Consider the following 20,837-nt stretch of genomic DNA (forward strand, 5'->3'; position numbering starts at 1 on the left):
CTCACTCGAAGCGCACGGGCTGCCCGGTGGCCTCCAGCACCGACAGCCACAGGTCGCCGAGCGGGTCGACGTGGTTGCGACGGCTGACCGCCAGCGGCATGGGGATGTGCACGAACCTCCGCCGTCGCCGGGCGACGATGACCTCGGTGCGCCCGGCCATCGCCGCGTGCACGGCGGCGTGGGCCAGACGGAGGCAGTAGGCGCTGTCGAACGGATTGGCCGGCACGCTGCGGATCGCGTAGCTCGGGTCGAAGTACCGGACGTTGTTCTCCACGCCGTGCGCGTCCAGGTGCTCGACGATCCGCTTGCGCAGCAGCCGGCCGATGTCACCGAAGCGGACGTTGCCGGAGGCGTCCCGGCCCGGCTCCTCCCCCTCGATGTACTCCTGCCCGGCGCCCTCGGCGACGACCACCACGGCGTGCCCCCGCTCCTGCACCCGCTGGCGCAGGTGCTCCAGCAGCCCGCGCTCACCGTCCAGCGCGAAGGGCACCTCGGGGATGAGGACGTAGTCGGCGTCGTCCTTGGCCAGCGTCGCGTAGCAGGCGATGAAGCCGGAGTGCCGGCCCATGAGCTTGACCAGGCCGATGCCCCCGGGCGCGGAGCGGGCCTCGACGCTCGCCGCGTGGATGGACTTGGTCGCCTCGGCCATCGCGGTCTGGAAGCCGAAGCTCTGGTCGATGTAGGGGATGTCGTTGTCGATCGTCTTCGGGATCCCGACCACGGCGACCTTCAGGCCCCGCTCCCCCACCACGCGGACGACGTCCATGGCCCCGCGGATGGTGCCGTCGCCGCCGATGACGAAGAGGATGTTGATGTTGAGGCGCTCCAGCGCGTCGACGACCTCCTCCGGATCCTGCTCCCCACGGGAGGTGCCGAGGATCGTGCCGCCCTCGTCGTCGATGTGCATGACGACCTCCGGCGTGAGGTCGACGACGTCCTCCCCGTACCGCGGCACGAAGCCCCGGTAGCCGTTGCGGAAGCCGACGATCCGCCGCACCCCGTAGTGCCGGGAGAGCTCGAGCACCAGCCCGCGGATGACGTCGTTCAGGCCGGGACACAGCCCTCCGCAGGTGACGATCCCGACCCGGGTCTTGGCGGGGTCGAAGTAGATCCGCTTCCGCGGGCCGCCCGGCTCCAGGCTCGGCAGCTGCTCGACGGGGAGATCCCGCCCACCGGCCATGGAGATCGTGTCGTCGAAGAGGATCCGGTCCTCCTCCACGACGGAGTGCTGGGTCGTCTCCCGCGCCACGAGCCGTTCGGCGAGCGGGGAGTCGATCCGGCAGGGTCCGAGCGTGCGCACGGCGAGGTCCTCGTGGCTGACCATGCCCGGAACGCTGCCACACCCGCGGCCCTCGTCCTCCCGCGGGGACCGGCCGGACCACCACCGGGCAGGGCGCGCCGGTGATCGCGAGCAGGCCCACCGAGCCCAGCAGCAGGACCGACCAGCGGACGGCGGCAGCCACCGTCCGCCGACGTCAGGCGGGCGCCACCGCGGTGCCGCGTGCGCCGCGCGGGTCGGCGAGGCGGGTGAGCACCGGGCCGGCCACGGCGAGCACGAGCACGTACCCGGTCGCCAGCGGCCCGAGCTCGGGGACGCCGGCCGTCACCGCGAGGCCGGCGATGACGATCGAGAACTCGCCGCGGGCGACCAGGGCCGTCCCGGCGCGCAGCCGGCCGGGCCGGGCCACCCCGTCGCGCCGGGCGGCGAACCAGCCGGTGGCGACCTTGGTGCCCGTGGTGACCAGGGCGAGCAGCAGGACGGCGGGCAGCACGGGCAGCACCGCTCGGGGATCGGTGGACAGCCCGAAGGCGACGAAGAAGGTCGCCGCGAACAGGTCCCGCAGCGGGCCGAGCACCGATCGTGCCCGCTCGGCGAAGGACGCCGGCAGGGCCAGCCCGACCAGGAACGCGCCGACTGCCGCCGACGCGCCCAGGGACTGGGCGAGGCCGGCGACCAGCAGCGTCAGACCGACCAGCCGCAGCAGCAGCTGCTCGTCGTCGGCGGAGGCCAGCAGCCGGCCGAGCCGGTGTCCCTGCCGCTGGGCGGCCAGCAGCGCCAGCGTGACCGCCCCCACCGCCAGGCCGGTGCCGGCGACGGCGGCCGCCGGTCCTCCCCCGGCGAGCGCGACGACGAGCAGCGGCAGGAACAGCGCCATGGCGAGGTCCTCCAGCACCAGGACCGACAGCACCGCCGGGGTCTCCCGGTTCGCCAGTCGCCCGAGGTCGCCCAGCAGCCTCGCGATGATCCCCGACGAGGAGATCCAGGTGACCCCGGCCAGCGCGAGCGCTCCCTGCCAGGGCAGTCCCAGCAGCAGGCCCGCCGCGAAGCCCGGCAGGGCGTTGAGCAGCAGGTCCACCAGGCCGGAGGGACCGTGGTGCCGCAGCGAGGCGAACAGCTCGTCCGCGGAGAACTCCAGGCCCAGGGCCAGCAGCAGGAGGACCACGCCGATCTCCGCGGCCGCCTCGATGAACGGCTCCGAGGTCGCCAGCGGGACGACGCCACCCTCCCCCAGCGCCAGTGCCGCGACCAGCACGAACGGCACCGAGGACAGCCCCAGGCGCCGGGCGAGCAGGCCGAGCAGGGACAGGCCGGCGAACAGCAGGCCGAGCTCGAGCAGCAGCTGTGCGACGTGGTCCACCGGCGGTGTCCTACGCCGGCTCGGCGAGGTGCCGCTCGAGCTCCTCCAGCCCCCGGACCGAGCCGATCGCGACGAGGACGTCCCCGGGGAGCAGCGTGTCGGCCGGTCCCGGGGACGGCACGACGTCGGTGTCCCGCACGATCGCGACGATCGAGCAGCCGGTCAGGGTGCGCGCCCGCGTGTCCCCCAGGGGACGGCCCGCGAAGCGGGAGCCCGCCCCGATCGGGAACCGGCCCGACTCCAGTCCCGGTACCTCCCGGGAGAGATCGGCGAAGCGCTGCGTCAGCCGGGGAGCGCCGAGCACCTCCGCCAGGGCGTCGACCTCGTCGGGCTCGAGCCGCAGCACGCTGCGCGCCCGGTCGGGGTCACGCCGGTCGTAGACGGAGAGTTCGGCCGCGCCCTCCCGCCGGACGACGACCCCCAGGACCTCACCGGCGGAGGTCCGCAGCCGGTAGCGGACGCCGACGCCGGGCAGGAGGGTCTCCTCGAGGTCCATGGCCGCATGGTGGCAGAGCCGCACCCGGGCCCACGGCGGACGCCGTGCCGACGCGGCCCACCCGGAGGAAGCCTGCTCAGCGCTCGCCGCGCCCCACGGCGTGGTCGGCCGGGGTCCCGGTCCGGACGACGGTGACCGGGCAGGGGGCGTGCCGCACGCACTGGTCGCTGACCGAGCCGAGCACCAGGCCGGCGAAGCCGCCCCTGCCCCGGGCGCCGACCACCAGGAGGTCGGCGCGGGCGGCGGACTCGATGAGGCCGCGGGCCGGGGTCCCGTGGGCGGTGTGGCAGGTGACCGACAACGCCGGGTCCAGCCCCGCCGCGGCCACGTGGGACTCGAGCTCCTCCCGCACCGCCCTCTCGAAGTCCTCCAGCGGGGGGATGTACCCCGGCTCCAGGGTGGCCGGCTGCGGCGCGGTGGTCATCTTCCAGGCGCGGAGGACGTGCAACGGGTAGCCGGCCCGGAGGGCCAGACCCGCCGCCCACTGCAGGGCCTCCTGCGCGCACTCCGAACCGTCGTGGCCCACCAGCACGCCACCTGCGACGTCCGCCACCCGCGCGACGCCGTCGTTGTCGGACTCCAGGTCCATCAGCTCCGTCATGGGTCGCAGCGTATGGCGACCGGAGACCGCCCCGTGGCGGTCCTCCCGGCCGACCCCGGGCGCGTCGGGCCGGCGGAGTTCGGCACGGCTCCACGGTCGGCAGGCCGATCGCCGGCACCACCGACCTACCCTGGAGGGGTGACGACCAGCCAGCCGTCCCCGGCCCTTGTCGACTCCGGCGACCCGCTCGCCCTGGAGCGCCAGGTGTGCTTCGCGCTGTCGGTGGCGGCGCGCAACGTGGTCGGCGTCTACCGGCCGGTGCTCGAGCCGCTGGGACTGACCCATCCGCAGTACCTGGTGATGCTGGCGCTGTGGCAGCACGGGCAGCTGTCGGTCAAGGAGCTCTCCGGCCTGCTCCAACTGGACCCCGGCACGCTCTCGCCGCTGCTCAAACGGCTTGAGGCGGCCGGCCTGCTGCGCCGCGAGCGGAACCCGGCGGACCAGCGCAACCTGGCGCTGGCGCTGACCGAACGGGGTCGGGCGCTGCGTGCCCGGGCGGAGGAGATCCCCGTCGGCATCGTCGAGCGCCTCGGCATGCCGGTCGAGCAGCTGACGGCCCTGCACGAGGCGCTGACCCAGGTCATCGCCGCCTCCCAGGAGGCGCTGGCCGCCCCTGGGACCGCCGCCGGGGCCCCGTCCGGCGTCGCCTGATCCCGCAGCGGTCGCCCGGCGGTCGCCGGCTGTCGACCTCGTCACAGTTGGTGCCCCAACCGTTGGTGTCCCCGGTTTCCAGGGACCATGGGGACGTGGACCTTCCCGAGCAGGAACGGACAGCGGTCATGGCAGAACCCAAAGAGCGCGGCACGCCCATCGAGTCGATCGTCCGGCCGACTCCGCTCCGATGGCTCTGGTACGCCCTCGGCGGCAGGCTGCCGGCGCGGCACCGCGGCTGGGTGCTGCACGACACCACGACCGGCACCTGGTGGGCCCGGCACATCGCCCGCGTCTTCGTCCAGATGTCGATCCCGATCGCCTTGATCATGGTGCTGCTGCCCGCGTCGTGGGGGCTGCGCGCGGCCGTCGCCGGTGGGGGGATCTTCCTCGCCCTGATCTACTCGCTGGCCTACATGCCCGAGACCACGGAGAACCGGGTCGTGAAGGCCGGCTACCCGGCCGGCACCGCCACCGCGCACCGGGAGCACGCCGCGCACCTGCGGGACCTGCGGGACAGCGAGCGCCGGCGGGCCGCCAACGCCCGGCGCGCCGCCCGCTACCGCGACCGCACCGGGCGCTGACCGACGCGACCCGACCGGCCCGGCACGGCTCCCCGGCTGCCGGGCGCCCGGGTCAGGGGGTGGGGAAGGACCGGTCGCCGAAGAGGATGCGGCGGGCCGCGGCCCGCCCGGGGGGCGTGCGCAGCAGCGCGAACGCCGCCGTCGCGACGGCGGGCGTGCGCACCTGGGCCAGCCCCCGGCGCAGCGCGAGCCTCCCCCGGAAGGCGGCGCGCAGCGCGGCCCCGTCGTAGGAGGCCAGCACGTCCGGTCGCCCGGCTCGCACGGCCGCGTCGAGGACGTCGACGGCGTGCTCCGACAGCCGCAGGCACGGGTCGAGACCTCCCGCGGTGAGCGGCGAGACAGCACCCGCGGCATCGCCGACGAGCAACCCGTCGGGACAGCTGATCCGGCGCAGCAAGCCACCGACGGGGATCGGACCCCCGCGCCGCTCCACCGCCTCCGGGCGCTCGACGCCCTCCAGTCCGGGTGCCGAGCCGCTGAACCGGGCCAGGGCCCGGCGCATGCCCTCGGGGAAGCGGTCGGCGTAGCCGGCGACGCCGACGTGGGCGTGCCGCCCGTCGTTGACCACCCAGGCCAGGTAGCCCGGGGCGAGCGAGGGGTCGAGCACGCAGTGGAAGGCCGGCGGCCGTTCGCTGCCGAGCACCGCGAAGACCTCCTCGGCACCGATCAGCAGGTGGTCGTTGCGGTCCAGGCCGAGGTCGCGGGCGACCCGCGACCGGGCGCCGTCCGCACCGACGACGAACCGCGCCCGCACGCGCGCCGGCCCGTCCGGACCGGCCAGCAGGGACGCGCCGTCCTGCCGGCCGGCGTAGCGGGTGCCCAGCGCGATGCGCACGCCGGCGTCGGCCGCCGCGCGCGCCGCGGCTGCGTACAGCGGCCCCATGTCGCCCACCCGGTACTCGTCGCGCGCGCTGACCAGGCTCACCGGGCGGCCGCACCCCGGGGGGTGGAGCACCACCCGCCGGATCGGCGGCCCGAGGTGCTCGGGAGGCAGCGGGAAGTCGTCGAGCGTCCTCCGGACGAAGATCCCCGTGGTGCGGATCGCGCCGGGAAGCGTCGCCCGCCGCTCGGTCAGCAGCACGTCGTGGCCCCGCCGGGCGAGCAGTGTGGCCGTGTGCAGGCCGGCCAGCCCGGCGCCCACCACCAGGACGTCGACGGTCACCGGTGGGCCTCGGAGGCGGCGTGCGGCGCCTCCCGCCCGTCCGGGACCCACTCGAGCAGGTCGCCGGGCTGGCAGTCCAGCACCCGGCACATGGCCTCCAGGGTGCTGAACCGGACGGCCTTGGCGCGGCCGTTCTTCAGCACCGCCACGTTCGCCGGCGTGAGCCCGACGCGTTCGGCGAACTCCCCGACGCTCATCTTGCGCTTGGCCAGCTCGACGTCGATGCGCACGACGATCGGCATCAGATGACCGCTTCCATGTCGGTCCGCAGCGTCGTGGCCTGGCGCAGCAGCGCCCGCATCACCACCATGAGCAGCCCCAGGACGGCCACCGCCACCAGCATGAGCAGCAGCACGACCGGCGGACCGGGGAGGCCCACGCCGACGACGGACCAGACGAAGGTGCCGAGCAGGAGGAACCACGCGGCGGCGAGCGCGCCCACGATCGCGTCGACCCACGCCATGGACGCCGCGCTGAAGATGCGGTCGTCCTCGACCAGGGTCAGCAGCTGCCAGGTGCACACGATGACGACCTGGACGCACCCCAGCCCCAGGACGGCCACGACGAGCGTCGGCCACCGCAGGTACGCCAGCTCCGGCGAGTCCTCCGCCATCGCCCCCGAGAGCGCCGGCAGGAAGGCGACCTGGGCGAGCAGCAGGGCGGCGAAGGCCAGCGCGAGCAGGATCCGGAGGGGCACGACCACCCGTCGTGTCGTCGTCATGCATCGACTTTCGACTACTACCTATCGAGAGTCAATCGACAACACGCCCCCGGGTGACGGTCGCGCGCCCGGCGTCCGGGTCAGCGCCCAGCCTCGTCGAGGACCGCGCCGAGCGCGTCCACGGCCCGGTCGAGGTCGTCGGGCTCGACCACCAGCGGCGGGGACAGCCGGATGGTCTGCCCGTGCGCGTCCTTGACCAGGACGCCGCGCCCGGCCAGCCGCTCGCAGGCGGCACGCCCGGTCATCAGCGCGGGGTCGACGTCGATCCCGGCCCACAGCCCGCGGGTGCGCACGGCCTGCACGCCGTGCCCGACCAGCCCCTCGAGCCGGTCCCGCAGCTGCACGCCCAGCTTCGCCGCCCGCTCCTGGTACTCGCCGGTCTCCAGCAGGCCCACCACCGCGTGCCCGATCGCCGCTGCCAGCGGGTTGCCGCCGAACGTCGACCCGTGGCTGCCCGGCGTCAGGACGCCGAGGACCTCGCGGGTGGACACCACCGCCGAGACCGGGACGATGCCACCGCCGAGGGCCTTGCCGAGCAGGTAGACGTCGGGGACGACGCCCTCCAGCTCGCAGGCGAAGGTCGCCCCCGTCCGGCCCAGCCCGGACTGGACCTCGTCGGCGACGAAGAGCACCCCGGCGTCCGTGCACGCCTGCCGCACCGCGGCGAGGTAGCCCGGCGGCGGCACGACGACGCCGGCCTCGCCCTGCACCGGCTCGAGCAGCACCGCGACCGTCTCCGGCGTGAGCGCCGCCCGCAGCGCGTCGGCGTCGCCGTACGGGACCACGGTGAAGCCGGGGGTGAAGGGGCCGAAGCCCTCGCGTGCCGAGTCGTCGGTGGAGAAGCTGACGATCGTGGTGGTGCGGCCGTGGAAGTTGCCCGCCGCGACGACGATCTGCGCCCGCCCGGCGGGAACGCCCTTCACCTGGTATCCCCAGCGCCGGGCGACCTTGATCGCCGTCTCCACGGCCTCGGCCCCGGTGTTCATCGGGAGCACCAGCTCCATCCCGGCCAGCGCCGCCAGGTCGCGGGCGAAGGGGCCGAGACGGTCGTTGTAGAAGGCGCGGCTGGTGAGCGTCACCCGCTCCAGCTGCTCGCGGGCCGCCCGGAGCAGCACCGGGTGCCCGTGGCCGAAGTTGAGCGCGGAGTACCCGGCCAGGCAGTCGAGGTAGCGGCGCCCGTCGACGTCGGTCACCCACGCCCCGTGCGCCTCGGCCACGACCACCGGCAGGGGCGCGTAGTTGGGTGCCGTCACCGCACCGGTGAGCGCCGCGTGCTCCCTCGAGGACGACGGGGTCGCACTGCGCCGAGGTGTGGTCATGGGGCCTCCTCCGGATCGGACGTCGACGCTCTCGCGGCCGCCGCCCGGCGGAGCCGGGAGGGCCGTGTCCTGGAAGGCTAGGAACGTCGCGCACCGGCATCAATGCGCGTCCGTTGCGCTCCGAGCGTCGATCCGTTGCAGGTTCTCCCCTACGGTGCACGGTGTGTTGCAGAGGACCGGAGACCGCTTGGACCTGCTCGACCGGCAGATCATCGGCTGCCTGACGCGCGACGCCCGCGCCACCTACGCCGTCATCGGCGACGAGGTGGGCCTGTCCGCGCCGGCGGTCAAGCGCCGGGTGGACCGGCTGCTCGCCGAGGGGGTGATCCGCGGCTTCACCGCGCTGGTCGACCCGGAGGTCCTCGGCTGGACGACCGAGGCGTACGTGGAGGTGTACTGGAAGGGGATCCCGTCCCCGACCGAGCTGCGCCGCGCTCTGGAGAAGGTCCCCGAGATCGTGGACGCGTGCAGCGTCACGGGGTCCGCGGACGCACTGGTGCACATCCTGGCCGCCGACATCCCGCACCTGGAGGAGGCCATCGAGCGGCTCCGGCAGCAGCCCAACGTCCAGCAGACCCGCAGCGAGGTCGTGCTCTCCCGGCTGATCGACCGCGGCCGTCCCTGACGCGGCCGCCGGGAGGACCGGTGGCCACCGCCCCGGGGACCGCGGTGGGCCGGCCGGACGCCGGCCCACCGCTCCCGGCGCTCAGAAGGCGGGGATGACGGCGCCCTCGTAGGTCTCCTCGATGAACCGGCGGACCTCGTCGGAGTGCAGCAGACCCTCGAGCTGCTGGATCCGCTCGTCGTCCTCGTCCCCGGCCCGCACCACCAGCAGGTTGGCGTTGGGGTTGCCCTCGGCCTCCTCCAGCGCGAGGGCGTCCTCGGCCGGGACCAGGTCGGCCTCGATGGCGTAGTTGCCGTTGATCACCGCGATGTCCACGTCGGCGAGCGAGCGGGGCACCTGCGCGGCCTCCACCTCGGAGATCTGCAGGTCCTTGGGGCTGTCCTGGACGTCGAGGGACGTCGGCGCGGCGTCCCCGGTGTCGGCCAGGGTGATCAGGCCGTTGGCCTCCAGCAGCCGCAGCGCCCGCGCGGCGTTGGTCGGGTCGTTGGGGATCGCGACGGTGGCGCCCTCGGGCAGGGCGGCCAGGTCGGTCAGCGAGCTGGAGTAGATGCCCAGCGGCTCGATGTGCACCGGCGCCAGCGCGGTGAAGTCGTACCCGGCGCTGGCCTCCTGCTCCTCCAGGTAGGGAACGGTCTGGAAGTAGTTGGCGTCCAGCGAGCCGTCGTCCAGGGCGACGTTGGGCTGCACGTAGTCGGTGAACTCGACGATCTCGAGGTCCAGGCCGGCGTCGGCGGCGAGCTCGTCGTCGATGTGCCGCAGGATCTCGGCGTGCGGGAGCGGGGAGGCGCCCACCCGCAGTGGCTCGTCGGCCGCGGACAGCTGGGGGTCCCCGCCGCCGCACGCGGCGAGGACCGCCATCGCCGACGAGGCGGCCAGGAGGAGGGCGGATCGGGAGCGCATGAGGGGGTTCTCCTTCGAGGTGGTGCGGTGGTGGTGGCCGGGCGGCCATCGGGGAGGCAGGTCAGACGTGGGCCAGGCGGCGCGCCCAGCGGTCGCCCGCCCACTGCAGGAGCTGCACGATGACGAGCAGCAGGACGACGGTCAGCAGGGTGATGTCGGTGCGGAACTGCTGGTAGCCGAAGCGGATCGCGAAGTCCCCGAGGCCTCCGCCCCCGACGGCACCGGCCATCGCCGAGTAGCTGATCAGCGCCACGACGGTGACGGTGACCCCGGCGACCAGCGAGGGCCGCGACTCCGGCAGCAGCACGGTGCGGACGACGTCCCGGCGGCGGGCGCCCATGGACAGCGCCGCCTCGACCTTCCCGGGGGCGATCTCGCGGAGGCTGGTCTCCACCAGCCGGGCGAGGAAGGGGATGGCCCCGAGGGTCAGCGGCACGATCGCCGCGGTCGACCCGATCGTCGTCCCGACGATGCCGCGCGTGACCGGGGCGACCAGCACCAGCAGGATGATGAACGGGAGCGCGCGCCCCAGGTTGACCACCAGCCCGAGGGCACGGTTGAGCAGCGGCCGCGGCGCCAGCCCGCCGGGCGCGGTGACGGTGAGCAGCACGCCCAGCGGGACGCCGAGCAGCACGGTGAGCACCGCCGCGACCCCCACCATGTACAGGGTCTCGCCGGTGGCCTCGAGCAGCTGCGGGTAGACGCGGCCCCAGTCGCTCACCGGGTCGCCCCCGAACCGGCGGCCACGCCGTCGTGCGCGGGCACCCGCTCGATGACGACGCCACCGTCGCGCAGCCCCCTCAGGCCTGCCTCCAGCCGGTCGAGGTCCCCGGTGACGCGCAGCAGCAACCGCCCGTACCGCCCGCCGGCGACGGTCTCCACCGAGCCGCCGGCGACCTCGACGGCCAGCCCGAGCTCACCGATGAGGGTCTGCAGGACGACGGTCTCCGGCGTGCGGTCGGTGACCGTCACCCGCAGGAGCGCCCCGCCGTGTCCCGCGCCGGCGTCGGCCACCGGTGCGGGCAGCAGGGCGTCGGCCAGCGGCGTGTGCCCGCGGGTCAGCACCTCGCTCAGCCGGCCGCCGTCGACGACCCGGCCCCGCTCGAGCAGCACGGCGCTGTCGCACACGGCCTTCACCACCGCCATCTCGTGGGTGATGAGCAGGACGGTCAGCCCGAGCTCGGAGCGCACCCGGCGCAGCAGCTCCAGCACGCTGGCCGTGCTGGCCTGGTCCAGGGCGGAGGTGGCCTCGTCGCAGAGCAGCACCTTCGGGCGGGCGGCCAGCGCGCGGGCGATGGCCACCCGCTGCTTCTGGCCGCCGGACAGCTGCGCCGGGCGCGCCTCGGCCCGCTCCCCCAGCCCGACCAGGTCCAGCAGCTCGGTGGCCCTGCGGCGGCGCTCGGCCCGGCCCACCCCGGCCAGCTCGAGCGGGTGCTCGACGTTCCCCGCGGCCGTGCGCGAGTCCAGCAGCTCGAAGTGCTGGAAGACCATCCCGATGGAGCGGCGGGCCTCGCGGACCCGGTCGTCGGGCAGGTCGGTGAGCACCTGCCCGTCCACGGTCACCGACCCGGACGTGGGTCGCTCCAGCAGGTTCACCAGGCGGACCAGCGTGCTCTTCCCCGAGCCGCTTGGGCCCACCACGCCGGCGAACTCACCGGCCTGCACCCGCAGGCTGACCCCGTCGACGGCGACCACCTCCCCGGCGCGTCTCCGGGCGGGGAACACCTTGCGGACGTCGGTCAGTTCGATCACGGGAAGGCGGTCCTCGAGGGTGAGCAGGGCAGGGCGGCACGGTCGCGCGGGAGCTCGGCGCGACGCGGTCCGGCTCGGGGAGCCGGACGGCGCGGGGACGTCAGCGACAGAGACAGCTGGCGGTGCCGGCCAGATCGACGGCGCGGTCGCGCGTCACGATCGGCAGGGCCACCCCGCCATGGTCCCCCACCGTCCCGGCCGGACTCAAATCGCACCGGCTTGGGGTGGATCACAGTGCGCAGCGTGGTCGCCTCCTGACCCGGCGGAGGACGGTGCGCCCCTCCGTCCTCCCTCGGTCGGAACACCCCGGTCGCTCCCCTCGAGCCGTGCGTCTCCACCGGAGCCGGCCCGTCGCTCGACCCGCCCCGCCGACGACCGGGGAGCAGGACGTGCGGCGGTCGCTGCAGCGCGTGCGGGGTGCGCGTACCCGCCGTCCGGGTGCCCCCAACCCACGTCCCCGCTCACGGCGTCACGCGAGGCCCCCCCCGGGCTCGGGCGAGGCGCAGCTCGACGGACTCCCCGCGCCCCGGGCTGCTTCTCCCGCCGTCCGACCGCCTGAGCTCGAGCGCCGCCGGTCCGCACGATCAGGAGGGCGGTGCGGCTGACGGTGCCGGCGGCGTCGCGTCAGGGAGCAGGAGGACGGCGTAGTCGGCGGCCGTCAGTGGCCTCGCGGTGAGCTGGCCGGAGGGCAGCGGCGCCTCGACCCGCTCGCCGTCCCGGACCAGGACGACGGAGTCGACCCCCGGCACACTGGTCGCGGTGAGCACGATCTGGGCGACCGCGCGCCGGCTGTCCAGCCCCGTCGCCGCGGCGGTGGTGCCGCCGATCCTGATGGCCGCCGTCCCGTCGGTGACGTCCGCGGCGTCGAGCTCGATCTCGGGCGGTAGCGCGGTGGACAGCTGCCGCTCGCGCTCCACGGGGCTCGGCCCCTCGGCCAGGTCGCCGAGCAGCGCGTCGAGCCGCTCGGTCACCGAGCCGCCGTCCACCTCGCGCGGTTCGGGCACCAGCCGGTCGCCAGGTGCGACCAGGTGGACCTCGGTGGCCATCCGGGACGGCACGGGGCTGGGGGGCGGGTCGGGCGTCGGAGTCGCCGAGGTCAGCCCGTACGGCACCTCGTCGTCCGGGATGGGCTCCGCCGCTCCGCCCGTCGGCACCCCGCACCCGGCGACGAGGGCGAGCAGACCCGCGGTCACCCAGCGGCCGGCGTTCACCGGGCACACCCGGGCACGGAGAGGCTGAAGCGGGCCCCGCCTCCGGGGGCCGCGCTGCACCAGGCGGCCCCGCCGTGCCGGGAGGCGGTCTCCGCGACGATCGCCAGGCCCAGACCGGCCCCGGGCAGCGACCGGCGGGCGGCGCGGGGGCCGCGGGCGAATCGTTCGAACACCCGCTCCCGGTCCTCGACGGGCACGCCGGGCCCGCCGTCGTCCACGCTGACCAGGACCGCGCCGTCCCGCCGCTGCACGTGCACGGCGGTGGGGCCGCCGGCGTGCCGGCCGGCGTTGTCGAGCAGGTTGCGCACCGCACGCTCCAGGGCGTTCTTGTCGCCGGACACCGTGGTCGCGTCGTCCGGGTCGGCGTGCAGCAGCTCGCCGTCATACCCGCCGGCGGCCAGCACCTCCCGCACCAACGCGGTCATCGACACCGGGACGCCGGAGTCGGACGGCGGGGCGCCGTCCAGCCGAGCGAGGGCCAGCAGGTCGTCGAGCATCTGCCGGAACCGGGCGAGCTCCCCTTCGACGAGGGACAGCGCCTGGTCGGCGCGCGGCGAGAGCTCGGCGCGGCGGGCGGCGAGCACCTCCACGCTGGTCACCACCCCGGTGAGCGGGCTGCGCAGCTCGTGGCTGACGTCGCCGACGAAGCGGGCGTCGCGCTCGATCCGCGCGGCCAGGGCGTCGACCATGCTGTTGAAGCCGGCGACGATGGCGAGCAGGTCGGGGTCCTCGGTGGGCGGCAGACGGGTGGTCAGCTCGCCTCCGGCGATCCGGGTGGCCGCGCCGGCGACCTGCTCCAGCGGCTGCAGCGCCCGGCGGCTGGCCCACCCGCCGAAGGCCGCGCCCGCCGCCGTGGCGGCCAGCGCCCCGGCGCCCAGCACGACGGCCAGCGTGCGCAGCACCTGCTGCAGCTCGGTCAGCGGCGCCAGCTCGTAGTAGTCCACCCCGGCGCTGCTGATGGGGACGCCGACGAGCAGCGCCGGGCCTTCCGGGGTGTCCAGCCGAACGGTCCCGGCCGAGCCCTCGCCGACGATCGAACGCAGGTCCGCGGGGACGTAGCGGGCACCCACGTCCAGGCTCGAGGAGTACCAGGCGTCGCCGCTGCGCACGACGACGTCGGCGCCGTTGGAGGGAGTCAGCTCCGCCACGACGTCACCCACCTCCGTGCCGACGGTCGCCAGTCGGCTGCCGAGGACGTTGGCGTCGGCGAAGGCCTGCCGGACCAGCGAGGCCTCCCGCTGGTCGAGCAGGTAGCTGCGGGCCAGCAGCCAGGTCGTCGTGACCAGCACGACGGACACGAGCAGCGCGCCGACGGCCGAGCCCACCACGATCCGCGACCGCAGCCCCCGCGACCCGAGGGCTCCCTTCACCGCTGGTCCAGCCGGTACCCCAGCCCGCGGACGGTCACCACCACCCGGGGCGCGCCCGGGTCGCGCTCCACCTTGGTGCGCAACCGCCGGATGTGGACGTCGACGATCCGCTCGTCGCCGAAGAAGCCGTGCTCCCACACCCGCTCCAGCAGCACCTGCCGGCTGAACACCCGGCCCGGGGCCGAGGCCAGCTCGCACAGCAGCCGGAACTCCGTCAGCGTCAGCGGCACCTGCTCGCCCCCGCGGTGGACCGTGCCGGCCGCCTCGCGCAGCACGAGCGCCGGCAGGGTGGAGTCGAGGACCACCTCCTCGGGCACCGGGTGGTTGGCCGGGGTGCCCGACGTCGCCCGCCTCCGCAGCGCCCGCAGCCGAGCGGTGATCTCCTTGACCTGGAACGGCTTGGTCACGTAGTCGTCGGCGCCGGCCTCCAGCGCCGCGACGATGTCGTCGGTGTCCGCCCGGGCGCTGACCACGATGATCGGCAGGTCATGCTCGCGGCGGACCTCGCGGATGACGGTGAACCCGTCCATCGAACCGAGCATCAGGTCGACGACCATGAGATCCGGGGGCGTCACCCCGACCGCGGCCAGCGCCTCCTCACCGCTCGCGGCCTCCCCGACGTCGTAGCCCTCGTCCTCCAGCGCCCACCGCAGGGCGGTGCGGATCGGGTCGTCGTCCTCGACGACCAGCAGACGCGGAGCCACTCCGGTCATGCTGCCACCGGCCGTGCAGCGGTCACCCCGATGTCACGGGATCGCAAAGCAACGCCCCGCGGGATCGCAATCTCGGCAGCGGACCGTGGTTAGCAGCGCCACAGACGATCGCGAGCACTGACCGAGGAGGACTGCGATGACGACGGCTCCCGCGCGCAGCCGGATGGACGTCGGCACCCAGGGCGACGTGGTGACCGTGCACCTCGATGACGCCCTGCTCGCCGACGGGCTGGCCGATGTGCGGTGGCTGCTGCACGACGCGCTGCTGGTCGGCGCGCGCCGCCTCGTCGTCGACCTCTCCGGCGTGCAGCACCTGTCGAGCTCCGCCGTCGCGAGCTTCCTGTGGGCGCACCGCACCTGCCGAGCCCGCGGTGGCGCGGTCGTGCTGCGTCGCGCCAACCGGCGGACCGAGGACCTGCTGCACCGCACCGGCCTGTGGCGCGTCATCCAGCTGGAGTCCGACCGGGCGCGCGGCTGACCCCGCCGCGCGCCCTCGACCACGTCTCTGGAGGAGATCGTGACCGCCCTGCTGCTCGTCGTCGTGTCCTCGCTCGCCCTCGCCGTCGTCGGAGCCCTCGTCGACGGCCTGTTCTGGCTGACCCTCGTCGGCCTCGCGCTGTTCCTGGTCAGCGCCGCGCTCGGAGAGGCCCGCGGCCTGGCCCGCGCCCGCGACCGCGGACGCCGGCCCGTCATACGGGGCTCTGCCCCGGCGCGAGGCTGACGTGCTCCACACCCACGACCGCGCCCTGGTCGCGACCCTCGACCGCAGCGCGGGCACCATCCGGGTCAGCGGCCACCTGACCTCGCTCGGCGCCGACCTGGTGCGCGGCACGGCCGACCAGCTCCGCAGCGACGGCCACCTCCGCGTGACCCTCGACGTCCGCGGCGTGCGCGCCGCTGATGACGAGGGCTGGGCGGTCCTCCGGGAACTGCACCGCGACTTCCGCCGGGACGGCGGTGAGCTGCTCATCCGGGGCTGACCAGCGGGGCCCGGGTCGGACGCCGCCCCTGCGCTCGGGCATGCCGCGCGAGCGGTCCGTGCGCACGTCGAACTCGACCAGTCGCTCTACGCCGTCCTCGAACAGTGACGGCAGCCCGAGATCCTCGACCTCGGCTTGCCGCGGAACGTCGGATCGAGGACCCCCTGGCCCGGGACGACGGGGCCCGGGACGACGGGGCCCGGGACGACGGGGCCCGGGACGACGGAGGCCCCTGACCGGCACGTGCGCCGGTCAGGGGCCGGGCCGGGTGGTCTCCCCGCTCCGTCGGGGAGACCACCCGGCGCGCTGCTCCCGTCACTCAGGCGATCTCCTGCTGCCCGGTGACCCCGGCCCGCTGTGTCGCGATCACGTCGCGCACGAGTGCGGTCAGCCGCTTGGTCGCCACCTGCTCGGCGGGGCGGCCGAAGCGGGCGCTGATCTGCTCGCTGGTCACGCCGAGGGACTCCAGGCTGGCCAGCACGCCCCGGCGGGCGGCGTTGAGCCGGCGGTCCTTCGGGTCGTCCGGGGTCGGCGAGGCCTCCAGCAGCGGGTTCGCCGGCGCGTTCTCCGTGCCGGTGGCCGGGAGGGCGGCCGCGGAGGCGGCCCGGGCGGCCTGCACCACGGCGGCGGGCGTCTGCGGAGCGGCAGGAGCGGCCTGGGCCCTGCGCCGCCCGGCGGGGTGGGCCGCCATCGACGCGGCGAGGAACTGCTCGTGGCGGGCCTGCATGAGCTCGGCGACGGTGTAGGAGCCGCCGGGGGTCGGCACCTCGGCCTGGAGCAGCGCGGCGCGGTTGGCCTCGGCCCACACCTCGCGCAGCTCGTCGTCGTTCGCGGCGTCGCCGATCCGCGCGACCAGGTCGGCGACGTCGGGCTCGCCGGACCCGGTCGACCGGCCGTTCTCCCGGCCGGCGGCCTGCTCGGTGCGGGCCTGCTCGGTGCGCTCGTGGTCGAGCAGCCCACCGCCGTGGAAGGTCACCAGGTCGCGCACGTGCGCAGCACCCGGATCGCACTTCAGGGCGTCGAAGACCAGCCACTCCAGCAGCCGGCCGGTGGCGGCAGGATCGGTGACCTCCTTGGCCGGGTCGTCGTTGGGCTTGATGCCCACGTGCACGCTGCGGGCGCCGACGATGATCGGCCGTCGTCCGCGGCGCAGCCGCATCCACACACTGGCCGCGTACGGGAACTCCCGGTGGGTCTGCACCGACCAGGTCTTCTGCCCCTCGATCGGGCGGCCGTTGGCGTCGACCTCGGTGACCTCCTTGCCGCGGGCGGTCACCACCACGATGCCGGGGAAGGTGAGCAGCTCGGTCTGCAGCTTGCGCCAGCGGGCGCCGGCGTCGTTCCACAGGTTCTGGCTGATGGTGATCTCGGCGTTGGGATCGCGCTTGAGCAGCTCGCGGTTGCGGACGGACCTCGCGGCGCGGTCGCTGGCCCAGTCCTTGAGGCCGTCCCAGATCGCCGAGCCGGTGTCGATGGCCAGCACCACCGGCGGTGCGCCGGCGTCGGCGGCACGGCGCGCCTCGGCCTTGACCGCCTGCACCGCGGCCAGCACAGAGGCGTACGAGCCGTCGTGCTCGATGATCTGGTAGTTCGCGCCGGGGATCGCGCCGTACTCGTCGCCGGCGCCCTCGTTGAGGTCGATCCAGTACAGCGCGCCGATCCGCTCGCTGGCGCTGAACTGGGCCAGGGCCCACGACTTGCCCGCCTTCTCCTCCCCTTCCAGGAGGATGCAGGGCCACGGCACACGGCCGGTGGGCTGACGGGTCTTGAGGCCAGAGACGGCCATGGTGAACTCCTCGTCGACATGGGGAAGATGTCGACACGGAACCTACGAACGGGTACTGACACACATCGCCGGCGGTCGCGCAAGCGCATCGCGGCGTCGGCGGTGAAGTGCCAGGTCAGGGCCACGCACGGGCACTGACCGGCGTGTCGGCCGTTCGCTCTCGGCGTAAACCGGCGAGCGCGGCGGCCCCGTCGTCCGTGGGTGGGGGACGGTTCCGGCTGCTCGACGGTCGTCCGCACTCGCGTGGTGTGCACGCATCGTCGTCGCCGGGCTCTGCCGGCAGCCGTGTGTGCACACATCGCTGCTGCTGCCGGCCGGACGGCGTCAGCCCCGTCCGGCCCCGACGGCGAGCGGTGTCGGTGCAGCCGCGCTGCGGTGCGGTCCGCCCCGGAGGCGGTGGGCGAGGGCGGTGTGCCGGCGTCCGGAGCCGGTGACGCGGACCGCCTGGCCGAGGGCCCGGGTGGAGCCGACGAGCACCACGAGCTGCTTGGCACGGGTGACGGCGGTGTAGAGCAGGTTGCGCTGCAGCATCATCCAGGCGCTGGTGGTCACCGGGATGACGACGCAGGGGTACTCGCTGCCCTGGGAGCGGTGGACGGTGACGGCGTAGGCGTGGACCAGCTCGTCGAGCTCACCGAAGTCGTAGGGGATCTGCTCCCCCTCGTCGGTGACGACGGTGAGGGTCTGCTCGACCGGGTCGATCGCGGTGACGACGCCCTGGGTGCCGTTGAAGACCCCGTTGGCGCCCTTGTCGTAGTCGTTGCGGATCTGGCTGACCTTGTCCCCGACGCGGAACACCCGCCCACCGAAGCGCTTCTCCGCCCGGTCGGGGCGGGCCGGGGTGAGCGCCTCCTGCAGCAGCTCGTTCAGCACGGCGGCGCCGGCCGGCCCGCGGTGCACCGGGGTCAGCACCTGCACGTCCCGGCGGGGGTCGAGGCCGAAGCGGGCCGGGATGCGGCGCACCACCACGTCGACGGTGAGCCGGGCGGCCTCCTCGGCGTCGTCGGTGCTGAACAGGAAGAAGTCGTCGAGGCCGCGGACCTGCGGAAAGCTGCCGGCGTTGACGCGGTGCGCGTTGGTGACCACCCCCGACCGGCTGGCCTGCCGGAAGACCTCGGTCAGCCGCACGTGCGGGATCGGGGTGCCCTCGGCGAGCAGGTCGCGCAGGACCTCGCCGGCGCCCACCGAGGGCAGCTGGTCGACGTCGCCCACGAGCAGCAGGTGCGCGCCCGGCGGGACGGCCCGCACCAGCTTGTTCGCCAGCAGCAGGTCCAGCATCGAGGACTCGTCGACGACGACCAGGTCGGCCTCCAGCGGCCGGTCCCGGTCGAAGGCGGCGTCCCCGCCCGGCCGCAGCTCGAGCAGCCGGTGCACGGTCACCGCCTCGACCCCGGTCAGCTCGGTCAGCCGCTTCGCCGCCCGGCCGGTCGGTGCGGCCAGCACGATCCTCGCCCCCTTGGCCGCGGCCAGCGTGACGATGGAGCGCACCGTGAAGCTCTTGCCGCAGCCGGGACCGCCGGTGAGGACGGCGACCCTCTCGGTCAGTGCCAGGCGCACCGCCGCCTGCTGTCCGGCGGCGAGCTCGACGCCGGTGCGCCTGCCCAGCCAGCTCAGTGCCGCGGTCCAGTCCACGCTCGCGAACGCCGGCATCCGGTCGACGTCGGCGTCCACCAGCCTCCGCAACCCGGCGGCCAGGGATATCTCCGCCCGGTGGAAGGGGACGAGGTAGTACACCGCCGTCGCCGGCTCCCCGCCCCGACCGGGCAGCTCCTCGCGGATCACGCCCTGGTCGGCGACGAGCAGGGCCAGGCAGTGACCCACCAGGCCCGCCGGGACCTGCAGCACCTCGACCGCCTGGGCGACCAGTTCGGTCTCCGGGAGGAAGCAGTGACCCTGCCCCGTCGCCTCGGAGAGCACGAACTGCACCCCCGCCTCGACCCGGTGCGGACTGTCGTGCGGGATCCCCACCGCGGCGGCGATCGTGTCCGCGGTCCGGAACCCGATGCCCCACACCTCGGCGGCCAGCCGGTAGGGCTCGTTGCGGACCACGCCAATCGAGGCGTCGCCGTACTGGCGGTAGATCCGCACGGCCAGCGAGGTGGAGACGCCCACCCCCTGCAGGAAGACCATCACCTCCTTGATGGCCCGCTGCTCCTCCCAGGCCGCGGTGATCAGCCGCGTCCGCTTGGGGCCCAGGTTCGGCACCTCGGCCAGCCGCCCCGGCTCCTCCTCGATCACCCGCAGCGCGTCGGTGCCGAAGTGGTCCACGATCCGCTCGGCCAGCCGGGGCCCGATCCCCTTGACCAGCCCCGAGCCCAGGTAGCGCCGGATGCCCTGCACCGTGGCCGGCAGCACGGTGGTGTGGTCCTCGACGAGGAACTGCCGGCCGTACTGCGGGTGCGCTCCCCACCGTCCGCGCAGCCGCAGCGTCTCCCCGGGCTGCGCACCCAGCAGCGACCCCACGACGGTGACCAGGTCGCCGCCCCGCCCGGTGTCCACCCGGGCCACCGTGTAGCCGGTCTGGGAGTTGGCGTACGTGATCCGCTCCAGCGTCGCCTCCAGGACCGTCCCGGCCCGCGCCTCCCCCACCTGCCATCTCCTCGCTGCCGTGCCTCCGCCAACCGATGGTCACACGCACCGGGGACAGCTCCGGGTCCTCCGTCGGCGGGGGCCGGTCCACGACGCCCGTCCGGCACCTCGGAATCGTCAGTGCGTCTCCGTAGCCTCCGGACGCTCACCCGAGCGATGCACCGACGACACGGAGGACCGGATCATGGCCGGCGACACTGTCATCACCGTCATTGGCAACCTGACCAGCGACCCCGAGCTGCGCTTCACGCCCTCGGGCGCGGCGGTCGCCAACTTCACCATCGCCTCCACCCCGCGCACCCTGGACCGCCAGACCCAGGAGTGGAAGGACGGCGAGGCGCTCTTCCTGCGCTGCAACTGCTGGCGGCAGATGGCCGAGCACGTCGCGGGATCACTCACCCGCGGCTCGCGGGTCATGGCACAGGGCCGCCTCAAGCAGCGCTCCTTCGAGACCAAGGAGGGCGAGAAGCGCACCGTCGTCGAGCTGGAGGTCGACGAGATCGGCCCGTCGCTCCGCTACGCCACGGCGACGGTCTCCAAGACCGGCCGTGGTGACGGTGCTCCCGACCGGGGAACCGGTGGCGGTACCGGCGCCGGGAACGGCGGAGCCGCGGCCGGGCACGGCGGCTCACCCGACCCGTGGGCGGCGCCGAGCAGCGACCTCGGCGAGGAGCCGCCCTTCTGAGCTCCCTCCCGGCGCCCGGGAGCAGGCGGTGCGCGTGCCGACCTCGCCGGCAC

General features: G+C 74.7%; 23 protein-coding genes. 7 read left to right on the plus strand and 16 right to left on the minus strand.

The features are described from left to right. Position 1 precedes the first annotated feature (1 nt). The 4 genes from GOBS_RS13690 to GOBS_RS13705 all read right to left on the minus strand — a co-directional run bounded on the left by GOBS_RS13690 (position 2) and on the right by GOBS_RS13705 (position 3,736). Entirely contained in the window at positions 2–1,324 is a 1,323-nt protein-coding gene (locus tag GOBS_RS13690) for an ATP-dependent 6-phosphofructokinase (protein ID WP_012948862.1), read from the minus strand. 151 nt (positions 1,325–1,475) lie between these two features. Further along, on the minus strand, positions 1,476–2,639 hold the full coding sequence (locus GOBS_RS13695) for a cation:proton antiporter (protein WP_012948863.1): 1,164 nt from the start codon (positions 2,637–2,639) through the stop codon (positions 1,476–1,478). A gap of 10 nt (positions 2,640–2,649) precedes the next feature. Then, the gene (locus tag GOBS_RS13700; protein WP_012948864.1) at positions 2,650–3,135 is read right to left on the minus strand and encodes a cation:proton antiporter regulatory subunit; all 486 of its coding nucleotides are present in this window, start codon (positions 3,133–3,135) and stop codon (positions 2,650–2,652) included. Between the two features lie 76 nt (positions 3,136–3,211). Further along, positions 3,212–3,736: a universal stress protein gene (locus GOBS_RS13705; RefSeq protein ID WP_012948865.1), complete on the minus strand. Its 525-nt coding sequence runs from the start codon at positions 3,734–3,736 to the stop codon at positions 3,212–3,214. Positions 3,737–3,874: 138 nt separating this feature from the next. On the opposite strand from GOBS_RS13705, the gene GOBS_RS13710 reads away from it, so the two are divergent. After that, a complete protein-coding gene (locus GOBS_RS13710; protein WP_012948866.1) occupies positions 3,875–4,387 on the plus strand; it encodes a MarR family winged helix-turn-helix transcriptional regulator in 513 nt (170 codons plus the stop codon). A 128-nt stretch (positions 4,388–4,515) separates the two neighbouring features. Further along, a complete protein-coding gene (locus GOBS_RS13715) occupies positions 4,516–4,971 on the plus strand; it encodes a DUF5313 family protein (RefSeq protein ID WP_012948867.1) in 456 nt (151 codons plus the stop codon). Positions 4,972–5,023: 52 nt separating this feature from the next. On the opposite strand, the gene GOBS_RS13720 is transcribed toward GOBS_RS13715, so the two are convergent. The 4 genes from GOBS_RS13720 to rocD form a co-directional block, all read right to left on the minus strand. Continuing rightward, entirely contained in the window at positions 5,024–6,133 is a 1,110-nt protein-coding gene (locus GOBS_RS13720; RefSeq protein ID WP_012948868.1) for an FAD-dependent oxidoreductase, read from the minus strand. Beyond that, positions 6,130–6,375, minus strand: a complete 246-nt coding sequence (locus tag GOBS_RS13725) for a helix-turn-helix domain-containing protein (RefSeq protein WP_012948869.1) — start codon at positions 6,373–6,375, stop codon at positions 6,130–6,132. Before GOBS_RS13725 ends, GOBS_RS13720 begins: the two co-directional genes overlap by 4 nt. Continuing rightward, positions 6,375–6,854, minus strand: a complete 480-nt coding sequence (locus GOBS_RS13730; RefSeq protein WP_012948870.1) for a DUF2975 domain-containing protein — start codon at positions 6,852–6,854, stop codon at positions 6,375–6,377. Before GOBS_RS13730 ends, GOBS_RS13725 begins: the two co-directional genes overlap by 1 nt. 80 nt (positions 6,855–6,934) lie before the next feature. Next, positions 6,935–8,173, minus strand: a complete 1,239-nt coding sequence (gene rocD / locus GOBS_RS13735; protein ID WP_012948871.1) for an ornithine--oxo-acid transaminase — start codon at positions 8,171–8,173, stop codon at positions 6,935–6,937. 163 nt (positions 8,174–8,336) lie between these two features. On the opposite strand from rocD, the gene GOBS_RS13740 reads away from it, so the two are divergent. Continuing rightward, entirely contained in the window at positions 8,337–8,798 is a 462-nt protein-coding gene (locus GOBS_RS13740; RefSeq protein ID WP_243697499.1) for an Lrp/AsnC family transcriptional regulator, read from the plus strand. Positions 8,799–8,879: 81 nt separating this feature from the next. On the opposite strand, the gene GOBS_RS13745 is transcribed toward GOBS_RS13740, so the two are convergent. From GOBS_RS13745 to GOBS_RS13770, 6 genes are all read right to left on the minus strand, one after another. Continuing rightward, on the minus strand, positions 8,880–9,698 hold the full coding sequence (locus GOBS_RS13745) for a MetQ/NlpA family ABC transporter substrate-binding protein (RefSeq protein ID WP_012948873.1): 819 nt from the start codon (positions 9,696–9,698) through the stop codon (positions 8,880–8,882). A 61-nt stretch (positions 9,699–9,759) separates the two neighbouring features. After that, positions 9,760–10,419, minus strand: coding sequence for a methionine ABC transporter permease (locus GOBS_RS13750; protein ID WP_012948874.1), 660 nt, complete (start codon positions 10,417–10,419; stop codon positions 9,760–9,762). Next, entirely contained in the window at positions 10,416–11,450 is a 1,035-nt protein-coding gene (locus tag GOBS_RS13755) for a methionine ABC transporter ATP-binding protein (RefSeq protein ID WP_012948875.1), read from the minus strand. The genes GOBS_RS13750 and GOBS_RS13755 overlap by 4 nt, the downstream gene beginning before the upstream one ends. Positions 11,451–12,034: 584 nt before the next feature. Next, the gene (locus tag GOBS_RS13760; RefSeq protein ID WP_012948876.1) at positions 12,035–12,661 is read right to left on the minus strand and encodes a GerMN domain-containing protein; all 627 of its coding nucleotides are present in this window, start codon (positions 12,659–12,661) and stop codon (positions 12,035–12,037) included. Continuing rightward, complete coding sequence (locus GOBS_RS13765) at positions 12,658–14,031, minus strand: sensor histidine kinase (protein ID WP_012948877.1); 1,374 nt, start codon at positions 14,029–14,031, stop codon at positions 12,658–12,660. The genes GOBS_RS13760 and GOBS_RS13765 overlap by 4 nt, the downstream gene beginning before the upstream one ends. Then, a complete protein-coding gene (locus GOBS_RS13770) occupies positions 14,028–14,744 on the minus strand; it encodes a response regulator transcription factor (RefSeq protein ID WP_012948878.1) in 717 nt (238 codons plus the stop codon). Before GOBS_RS13770 ends, GOBS_RS13765 begins: the two co-directional genes overlap by 4 nt. A gap of 136 nt (positions 14,745–14,880) precedes the next feature. Here GOBS_RS13770 and GOBS_RS13775 point away from each other — a divergent pair, with 136 nt between their 5' ends. The 3 genes from GOBS_RS13775 to GOBS_RS13785 are packed head-to-tail and all read left to right on the plus strand — an operon-like array spanning position 14,881 to position 15,724. Further along, a complete protein-coding gene (locus GOBS_RS13775; protein ID WP_012948879.1) occupies positions 14,881–15,222 on the plus strand; it encodes an STAS domain-containing protein in 342 nt (113 codons plus the stop codon). 39 nt (positions 15,223–15,261) lie between these two features. Next, positions 15,262–15,465 carry a hypothetical protein gene (locus tag GOBS_RS13780; protein WP_012948880.1) on the plus strand — a complete coding sequence of 68 codons (204 nt, stop codon included), beginning with the start codon at positions 15,262–15,264 and terminating at the stop codon, positions 15,463–15,465. A gap of 1 nt (position 15,466) precedes the next feature. Further along, positions 15,467–15,724 carry an STAS domain-containing protein gene (locus tag GOBS_RS13785; protein WP_012948881.1) on the plus strand — a complete coding sequence of 86 codons (258 nt, stop codon included), beginning with the start codon at positions 15,467–15,469 and terminating at the stop codon, positions 15,722–15,724. Positions 15,725–16,043: 319 nt separating this feature from the next. On the opposite strand, the gene GOBS_RS13790 is transcribed toward GOBS_RS13785, so the two are convergent. Then, positions 16,044–17,510, minus strand: coding sequence for a DEAD/DEAH box helicase family protein (locus tag GOBS_RS13790; RefSeq protein WP_012948882.1), 1,467 nt, complete (start codon positions 17,508–17,510; stop codon positions 16,044–16,046). 324 nt (positions 17,511–17,834) lie between these two features. Beyond that, complete coding sequence (recD2, locus tag GOBS_RS13795; protein WP_012948883.1) at positions 17,835–20,099, minus strand: SF1B family DNA helicase RecD2; 2,265 nt, start codon at positions 20,097–20,099, stop codon at positions 17,835–17,837. 184 nt (positions 20,100–20,283) lie between these two features. Here recD2 and GOBS_RS13800 point away from each other — a divergent pair, with 184 nt between their 5' ends. Continuing rightward, positions 20,284–20,784: a single-stranded DNA-binding protein gene (locus GOBS_RS13800; protein ID WP_012948884.1), complete on the plus strand. Its 501-nt coding sequence runs from the start codon at positions 20,284–20,286 to the stop codon at positions 20,782–20,784. Positions 20,785–20,837: the final 53 nt, after the last annotated feature.

The organism is Geodermatophilus obscurus DSM 43160 (assembly GCF_000025345.1).
Classification (GTDB): Bacteria; Actinomycetota; Actinomycetes; order Mycobacteriales; family Geodermatophilaceae; genus Geodermatophilus; species Geodermatophilus obscurus.

Bases quoted from the DNA above. Each gene is read 5' to 3' on its own strand.
- GOBS_RS13690 (WP_012948862.1), bottom strand. From the start codon at position 1,324: ATGGTCAGCCACGAGGACCTCGCCGTGCGCACGCTCGGACCCTGCCGG.
- GOBS_RS13700 (WP_012948864.1), bottom strand. From the start codon at position 3,135: ATGGACCTCGAGGAGACCCTCCTGCCCGGCGTCGGCGTCCGCTACCGG.
- GOBS_RS13705 (WP_012948865.1), bottom strand. From the start codon at position 3,736: ATGACGGAGCTGATGGACCTGGAGTCCGACAACGACGGCGTCGCGCGG.
- GOBS_RS13715 (WP_012948867.1), top strand. From the start codon at position 4,516: ATGGCAGAACCCAAAGAGCGCGGCACGCCCATCGAGTCGATCGTCCGG.
- GOBS_RS13725 (WP_012948869.1), bottom strand. From the start codon at position 6,375: ATGCCGATCGTCGTGCGCATCGACGTCGAGCTGGCCAAGCGCAAGATG.
- GOBS_RS13730 (WP_012948870.1), bottom strand. From the start codon at position 6,854: ATGACGACGACACGACGGGTGGTCGTGCCCCTCCGGATCCTGCTCGCG.
- rocD (WP_012948871.1), bottom strand. From the start codon at position 8,173: ATGACCACACCTCGGCGCAGTGCGACCCCGTCGTCCTCGAGGGAGCAC.
- GOBS_RS13745 (WP_012948873.1), bottom strand. From the start codon at position 9,698: ATGCGCTCCCGATCCGCCCTCCTCCTGGCCGCCTCGTCGGCGATGGCG.
- GOBS_RS13770 (WP_012948878.1), bottom strand. From the start codon at position 14,744: ATGACCGGAGTGGCTCCGCGTCTGCTGGTCGTCGAGGACGACGACCCG.
- GOBS_RS13775 (WP_012948879.1), top strand. From the start codon at position 14,881: ATGACGACGGCTCCCGCGCGCAGCCGGATGGACGTCGGCACCCAGGGC.
- GOBS_RS13790 (WP_012948882.1), bottom strand. From the start codon at position 17,510: ATGGCCGTCTCTGGCCTCAAGACCCGTCAGCCCACCGGCCGTGTGCCG.
- GOBS_RS13800 (WP_012948884.1), top strand. From the start codon at position 20,284: ATGGCCGGCGACACTGTCATCACCGTCATTGGCAACCTGACCAGCGAC.